The sequence below is a fragment of the Oscillibacter sp. KLE 1745 genome (assembly GCF_000469445.2).
Classification (GTDB): domain Bacteria; phylum Bacillota; class Clostridia; order Oscillospirales; family Oscillospiraceae; genus Oscillibacter; species Oscillibacter welbionis.
Genome location: NZ_KI271747.1, coordinates 8,524 through 15,512 on the forward strand (window position 1 = coordinate 8,524; position 6,989 = coordinate 15,512).

Annotated in this window: 7 protein-coding genes; all 7 read right to left on the minus strand. The window is 62.2% G+C overall.

The window, feature by feature from the left end; translation table 11 throughout:
* Window positions 1–191: 191 nt before the first annotated feature.
* Window positions 192–1,415, minus strand: coding sequence for an arginine deiminase (gene arcA / locus HMPREF1546_RS13100; RefSeq protein ID WP_025544983.1), 1,224 nt, complete (start codon window positions 1,413–1,415; stop codon window positions 192–194).
* A 261-nt stretch (window positions 1,416–1,676) separates the two neighbouring features.
* The gene (locus HMPREF1546_RS13105; protein WP_021750258.1) at window positions 1,677–2,387 is read right to left on the minus strand and encodes an ABC transporter ATP-binding protein; all 711 of its coding nucleotides are present in this window, start codon (window positions 2,385–2,387) and stop codon (window positions 1,677–1,679) included.
* Window positions 2,380–3,222, minus strand: a complete 843-nt coding sequence (locus tag HMPREF1546_RS13110; RefSeq protein ID WP_021750259.1) for an ABC transporter ATP-binding protein — start codon at window positions 3,220–3,222, stop codon at window positions 2,380–2,382. Before HMPREF1546_RS13110 ends, HMPREF1546_RS13105 begins: the two co-directional genes overlap by 8 nt.
* Window positions 3,219–4,388 carry a branched-chain amino acid ABC transporter permease gene (locus tag HMPREF1546_RS13115; protein WP_021750260.1) on the minus strand — a complete coding sequence of 390 codons (1,170 nt, stop codon included), beginning with the start codon at window positions 4,386–4,388 and terminating at the stop codon, window positions 3,219–3,221. Before HMPREF1546_RS13115 ends, HMPREF1546_RS13110 begins: the two co-directional genes overlap by 4 nt.
* 13 nt (window positions 4,389–4,401) lie before the next feature.
* Complete coding sequence (locus HMPREF1546_RS13120; RefSeq protein WP_021750261.1) at window positions 4,402–5,277, minus strand: branched-chain amino acid ABC transporter permease; 876 nt, start codon at window positions 5,275–5,277, stop codon at window positions 4,402–4,404.
* A 149-nt stretch (window positions 5,278–5,426) separates the two neighbouring features.
* Window positions 5,427–6,611, minus strand: a complete 1,185-nt coding sequence (locus tag HMPREF1546_RS13125) for an ABC transporter substrate-binding protein (protein ID WP_021750262.1) — start codon at window positions 6,609–6,611, stop codon at window positions 5,427–5,429.
* Window positions 6,612–6,764: 153 nt separating this feature from the next.
* Window positions 6,765–6,989, minus strand: a 225-nt coding sequence (locus tag HMPREF1546_RS19405) for a hypothetical protein (protein ID WP_207643777.1), incomplete at its 5' end; no start/stop codon positions are given.

Here is a 6,989-nt window from a genome sequence, read left to right on the forward strand (position 1 = left end):
AGCCCACGGAGTGGGCGCGGAAGTGCCCTTGGGGTGCAAGGGAGTGGGCGCAGTTTTCGCCGCACACGGAAACGGGGCTGAGCGGACTTTGCGACGACGACATGGGGGTGCATCCCGCTGGACAAGCCCTCCCTGGCCGGGGCCAGCATCCCCCCGGCCGCCGGGGCGGCCCATTCACGCTCTGCGAATGCTTACGGATCCTCCCGCCACAGCGGCATGGACATGCACCGGGGGCCGCCCCGCCCGCGGGAGAGTTCTGCGCTGGGAATGGTGTGGAGCCGGATACCCGCCTCCTCCAGGGCCCGGTTGGTGACATAGTTCCGGGAGTACACCACCACCTCGCCGGGGCCGATGGCCAGGGTATTGGAGCCGTCGCTCCACTGCTCCCGGGCGGCGTCGATCTCGCTGCCCTGGCCGCAGGGGATCAGTGTCACCTTATCCAGCTCCAGGTGCTCCTTCAGGATGTCCTCCAGCCGGCCGTCCTCCTGACGGATTTTCATCTTCCGGTTTTCGTCCAGCTCCATGACGAACACCGTAATCTGCTGGAGGATGTTGGGATGGACGGTGAACTTGTCCCGGTCCACCATGGTGAACACCGTATCCAGGTGCATGAAGGACCGGCTCTTGGGAATGTCAAAGGCCAGCAGCTTGCGGAAGGTCTTGCTCTCGGAGAGCACCGTCTCCGCCAAGGCGTCGATGGAGTCCTCCTCCGTCCGCTGAGAGATGCCCACCGCCAGCACCTGAGGGGACAGGATCAGGATATCGCCCCCCTCCAGGGAGGAGGTCTCGCCCCGGTCGTACCACCTGGGGGCGTTGCGGTAGTCCGGGTGGTGCTCGAAAATGAACTTGCCGAACAGGGTCTCCCGGTTTCTCGTGGCGGTGTGCATTTTGTGGATGGACACGCCGGTACCGATGGTGGCGAAGGGGTCCCGGGTAAAATAGAGGTTGGGCAGAGGGTCTACGGCGAAGGGGTAATCATCCCCGGCGGCAGAGAGATAGTCCCCCAGCCGGGCGCTGTTTGCCCGGAGCTGGGACTTGCGGACGCCCGCCATCATGGCAGACACCATCTCCTTGTCCGGCAGGGCAGAGAGGAAGTCCTCCAGGCTCTCCCGGAGCCGGTCGTCCTTGACGCCGGACTCCTCCAGGAACTGGCGGATCAAGTCGGCCCGCACGTCGGCGTCCGTGATGGACTCCGCCACCAGATCTCGCAGGTAGACCACCTCCACTCCTTGCTGCCGGAGGCAGTCGGCAAAGGCGTCGTGCTCCCGCTGGGCCTCCTTCAGATAGGGGATGTCATCAAAGAGCAGCCGCTCCAAATACTCCGGCATCAGATTTTCCAGCTCACCGCCGGGGCGGTGGAGAAGGACCTTTTTCAGCCGCCCGATCTCGGAGGTATTGTGAATTCCGGTTTCCAAAAAGCTCACTCCTTTGTTCATCGGAAAGGTACAGGGAAATCGCTCTGGTTTAGGGTCTCTGGATTTTGGCATTTCATGCGCCGTTCCGAAAAATCCGCGCAAAAAAAGAACGGACGAATCGTCCGTTCTCCCCACATGTTCTCCGCAAAGGCCGCCCGTCCCTCCTTCGGGCCGCGGCGTCTCCCCGCCGCCTCCGGGGTCCCGCGGCATCGGCAGTGGAAACGCAAAAACAGGAGAGAGGCTTCCGCCTCTCTCCTGCTGTTATCTGTGCTTGCCGAGATACGCCTCTTTGATCTTCTCATTGGCCAGCAGCTCCGCGCCGGTGCCGGACATGGTGATGTTCCCCGTCTCCAGCACATAGGCCAGGTCCGCGATCTTCAAGGCCATGTTGGCGTTCTGCTCGATCAGCAGTACCGTCACGCCCTGGCGGTTGATCTCCCGGATGATGGAGAAGATGTCCTGCACCACCAGCGGCGCCAGGCCCAGGGACGGCTCATCCAGCATCATCAGCTTCGGCCGTGACATCAGGGCCCGGCCCACCGCCAGCATCTGCTGTTCGCCGCCGGAGAGGGTGCCGGCGGACTGCCAGTTCCGTTCCTCCAGCCGGGGGAACAGCTCATAGACCCATTTCAGGTCCTTTTCGATCTCCGCTTTGTCCTTGCGGAGGTAGGCTCCCAGCTTCAGGTTCTCCAGCACCGTCAGGTCCGCAAACACCCGCCGCCCCTCCGGGCTCATGGCGATGCCCGCGGAGATGATCTTGTCGATGGGCTTGCCCAGCAGCTCCTCCCCGTTCCACTGGATGGAGCCGGACTCCGCCTTCACCAGGCCGGAGATGGTCCGCAGGGTGGTGGACTTGCCCGCGCCGTTGGCGCCGATCAGGGTGACGATCTTGCCGTCCGGCACCTCCAGGTCGATGCCCCGGAGAGCCTGGATGCCGCCGTAGGACACCCGCAGCTGTTGGATTTTAAGCATCTTCCGCCACCCCCAGGTACGCGTCGATGACGCGCTGATTGTTCTGGATCTCCGCCGGTGTGCCGTCGGCAATCAGCTTGCCGAAGTCCAGCACATAGATCCGGTCGGAGATGTCCATGACCAGGTCCATGTGGTGCTCGATCAGAAACACCGTCAGGCCGAACTTCGAGCGGATCTCCCCGATGAAGGCCGTCAGCTCGTCGGTCTCCTGGGGGTTCATGCCCGCAGCCGGTTCGTCCAGCAGCAGCAGCTGCGGATCCGTGGCCAGGGCCCGGGCGATCTCCAGCCGCCGCTGCTTGCCGTAGGGCAGGGAGTTCGCCTTCTCCCCGGAAACGTCGCTGAGGTTCACCTCCGCCAGCAGCTCTTCCACCCGCTGGCGCTGCCGCGCCTCCTCCTGCCGGTTCAGATGGAAGGTCGCAGTGAGGAGATTGCACGTCGCACGGCAGTGCATGGCCGTCAGCACGTTGTCGAACACCGTCTGGTCCTTCCACAGACGGATATTCTGGAAAGTCCGGGCCATGCCCATCCGGGTGATCTTGTCCGGAGTGGGGGCCAGGGCGTGGGTGTACTCCCCGGCGTGCTCGCCCTTGTAGAGCTTGCGCATCTTGCCCTGGGGGTAGTTTTCCACGATCTTCTCCCCCCGGTACCACACCGCGCCGTTGGTGGGCTGGTACACGCCGGTGATGACGTTGAAGGCCGTAGTCTTGCCCGCGCCGTTGGGGCCGATCAGGGAGACGATCTCCCCCTCGCCTACCTCCAGATTCATGTTGTTCACGGCGATGACGCCGCCGAACTGCATGGTGATATTCTCCAAGCGAAGGATCTTCTCACTCATTTCGCCGCCTCCTTCTTTTTCGATCTTCCGGAGAGGCGGGCCCGCAGGCTCCGGGCCACATCAGAGAGCTCCCGGTCCCCCATGAGGCCACGGCGGAAGAACAGCACCACGATCATGATGATGATGGAGAACACCACCATCCGGAAGCCGGTCCGCAGGAAGGGCACCTTGAAGGCGCCGATATACGTCTCCGTGTCCAGGAACCGCAGCCACCACTCGCTGGCCGCCACGTACAGGAACGAGGCGATGCAGCTGCCGGAGATGGACCCGATGCCGCCGATCACCACGATCAGCAGGATCTCGTAGGTCATGGAGGTGGTGAAGGTCTTGGCTTGGGCCTGGTTGGCGAACATGGCGAACAGGCCGCCGCCCACGCCGGCGAAGAAGGAGCTGATGCAGAAGGCCATCCGCTTGTGCTTGGCCAGGTTGATGCCCATGGCCTCGGCGGCCACCTCATCCTCCCGGATGGCCTTGAAGGCCCGGCCATAGGTGGAGTTGATCAGCAGCACCATGATCCCGATGCACACTGCCACCAGCAGGAAGGGCACAAAGGTGGAAAGGCGCAGCACCACCTCCCCATTGGCGTTCTCGATGTTGAAGCTGGAGAAGGTGGGAAAGCTCTTCAGCGCGTTGGCGCCGTTGGTGACGGGGCCCAGCCGGTCCCACTGGAAGATGGCCCGGATGATCTCCGCAAAGCCCAGGGTGGCGATGGCCAGGTAGTCGCTCTTCAGCCGCAGCACCGGCAGGCCGATAAGCCAGGCGATCACCGCCGCCACACAGCCCGCCAGGATCAGCGCCGCCAGCACACCCAGGATCAGACCCAGGGCGCCGCCGCCGAACAGCTCCGGCAGGGAGAAATTCACCGCCGAGCCGCCGTAGAGGTAGTAGACACTCTCCCGGTCGGCAGAGGGAATGGTCAGAATGGCGTAGGTGTAGGCGCCCAGCAACATGAAGCCCGCCTGCCCCAGGGAGAACAGGCCCGTAAAGCCGTTCAGCAGGTTCAGGGAGGCCGCCACCAGCGCGTACACAGCTCCCTTCTTCAGCACGGTGAACAGCATACTGGTGGGCTGCATGGTGTTCTCCAGCACAATCACCAGGACCAGCAGGGCCGCCACGCAGCCCAGGGCGATCCACGCGCCCCGTTTGCTCTTTTTTTCTTGCAGCATCGTGACGCCCCCTTTACACTTTGTCGGTGGACTTCTCACCGAACAGGCCGGTGGGCTTCACCACCAGGATGATGATGAGCAGCGCGAAGGTGAACGCGTCGGAAAACACACTCCAGTTGGAGCTCTTGATCACCGTCTCGCTGAGACCGATGAGGAATGCCCCCACCACGGCCCCGGGAATGGAGCCGATGCCGCCGAACACTGCCGCCACGAAGGCCCGCAGGCCCGGCAGGGAGCCGGACAGCGGCACGATGGAGGGATAGTTGGTGAAGTACAGCGCAGACCCCACCGCCGCCAGGAAGGAACCGATGACAAAGGTGAAGCTGATGATGTTGTTGATCTTGATGCCCATCAGCTGCGCGGTCTCAAAATCCCGGGAGGCGGCCCGCATGGCCATGCCGATCTTGGTGTGGTTGATGAGCTGGGTCAGCACCACTACCAGCGCCACCACCAGGAATGGCGTAATCACCGTCACCATTTTGGTGGAGGTGCCGGCAATGGTGATCTGACTGGACAGGCCAGGCAGGCTGGGGTACATCTGCGGCAGTCCGCCGGTGATATAGGTGGCCAGATTCTGCAGCAGATAGCTGACGCCGATGGCGGAGATCATGACGCTCATCCGGGGCGCGCTGCGCAGCGGCTTGTAGGCTGCCCGTTCGATGACAAAGCCCAGCAGCACCGTCAGCAGGATCATCAGCGGCAGCGCCACGCCGATGGGCAGGCTTGCGCTGAGATAGACCATGATTAATCCCGCCGCCATGAACACGTCGCCGTGGGCGAAGTTGATCAGGCGCAGGATGCCGTAAACCATGGTGTATCCGATGGCGATCAGGGCGTACTGCCCGCCCAGCGAGATGCCGGAGAGCAGGATGGAAATTCCGTATTGCACAGGGATACCCCCTTTTCTTTCAGAGTTGGCGAGCGGGAAGGACCGTCTCCAAAAGGGCCGGGCTGCGGCCCCTTTCGAGGCGGTCCCATCTCGCGCAAGAACAAGCCGCCTGGCGGGGGATACCCCGCCAGGCTGGCCGGATGGCAGGCTTATTCCACAGTCTGGACCGTCTCCAGCGTCCAGGCGTTGTTGGCGGTGTCTGCGGTCTTGATATAGGCGGTGTCCCGGATGGCGTCGCCCTGCTCGTCAAAGGCGATGGAGCCGGACACGCCGGTGTAGGTCACGTCAGGCAGCGCGGCCTTCACGGCGGCCTTGTCGGTAGAGCCGGCGGCCTTCAGGGCCTCCAGCGCCACATAGTAGGCGTCATAGCCCATGGCAGTGACAGCGGCGATGGTATCGTTGCCGCCGTTGTTGGTCATAGCGGTGGAGTCCTCGTTCAGCCATGCCTTGATGCCGTCATCGAACTTGGGAGAGCCGCCCTCCTGGTAGAAGGTGGACACGTACAGCTGTACGTTGCTGCCCTGCGCGGCCTCCAGCACCACGTTGCTGTCCAGTGTGTCGGAGCCCAGCAGGGGGATATCCAGGCCCATGGAGGCGGCCAGACCCACGATCTGCGTGGCGTAGGCGATGGAGACGGGGCAGAAGATCACATCCACATCCTCTGCCACGGCCTTGTTCAGGTAGGTGGTGAAGTCGGAGGTGTTGGTGGGGAAGGAGTCCTTGATGACCTCACCGTCAAAGTTCTGCTCGAAGAAGGCGATCAGGCCCTGGTCGTACTCGTTGCCCAACTCACCCAGGCAGTAGGCCTTCTGTGCGCTGAACTTGTCTTTTGCGAAATTCACCAGCACCTGGGCCTGGAAGTTGTCCAGGAAGCAAATCCGGAAGTAATAGTCGTTGCCTGCGGTGATATTGGGGTTGGTGCAGGTGACGCCGATGGCGGCCAGGCCCGCCTCGTCAAACACCGGACCGCCGGCCATAGCCACGCTGGAACCGTAGGAACCCAGCACCAGGCTGACATCCTTGCTCACCAGCTCCGCCGCGGCGGTGGGCGCCTTGTCGGTAGTGGAACCGTTGTCCGCGTAGACCAGCTCCACGTTGTAGGTGGTGCCACCGATGTCCACCGTGGGGGTCTCCTTATTGGCATACTGCATCCCCAGCATCTCCTGCTTGCCGCCGGGACCGGAGTCGCCGGTGGCGGGCTCGAACACACCGATGCGGACCACATTCCCCCCGCTGCTGCCGGAGTCGCCGGTGGATGTGTCGCCGCTGCCGCCGCAGGCGGCCAGACTCAGAGCCATGACCATGGCCAGAGCCAGTGCAAGAACTCTCTTCATGCTTCTTTTCCTCCTATCAATGGTTAAGGATCGCTGTTCCCTCATGTATGAAAGGCATTTTACAGGTTTTTTCCAGGCTTTGCAAGATGAATAATCCACAGAAAGTTTTCCGCTCTCTTTCAAAAAAGTTCAAGATTTTTCCGCATATTCCGGTCATTTGTCCCTCTGTTGTGGACGTTTCAAAAAAATCGCAGAGAAAAATGCGGTCATTTGTCCTCGATAGAGAGACAGGCGAATTGGTAATTTTGCCAAACTCCAGTGACTGCGTTGATGCATTTTCCCGTCACTCCAACAGTTTTGGAGGGTTGCGGCGGCTTTATTCCCCGCTTTTTGCAAAAAGGCCGCCGTCCGGTTCTCCGGACGGCGGCCTTTTCTCAG

Bases quoted from the DNA above. Each gene is read 5' to 3' on its own strand.
- HMPREF1546_RS13105 (WP_021750258.1), bottom strand. From the start codon at position 2,387: ATGCTTAAAATCCAACAGCTGCGGGTGTCCTACGGCGGCATCCAGGCT.
- HMPREF1546_RS13110 (WP_021750259.1), bottom strand. From the start codon at position 3,222: ATGAGTGAGAAGATCCTTCGCTTGGAGAATATCACCATGCAGTTCGGC.
- HMPREF1546_RS13115 (WP_021750260.1), bottom strand. From the start codon at position 4,388: ATGCTGCAAGAAAAAAAGAGCAAACGGGGCGCGTGGATCGCCCTGGGC.
- HMPREF1546_RS13125 (WP_021750262.1), bottom strand. From the start codon at position 6,611: ATGAAGAGAGTTCTTGCACTGGCTCTGGCCATGGTCATGGCTCTGAGT.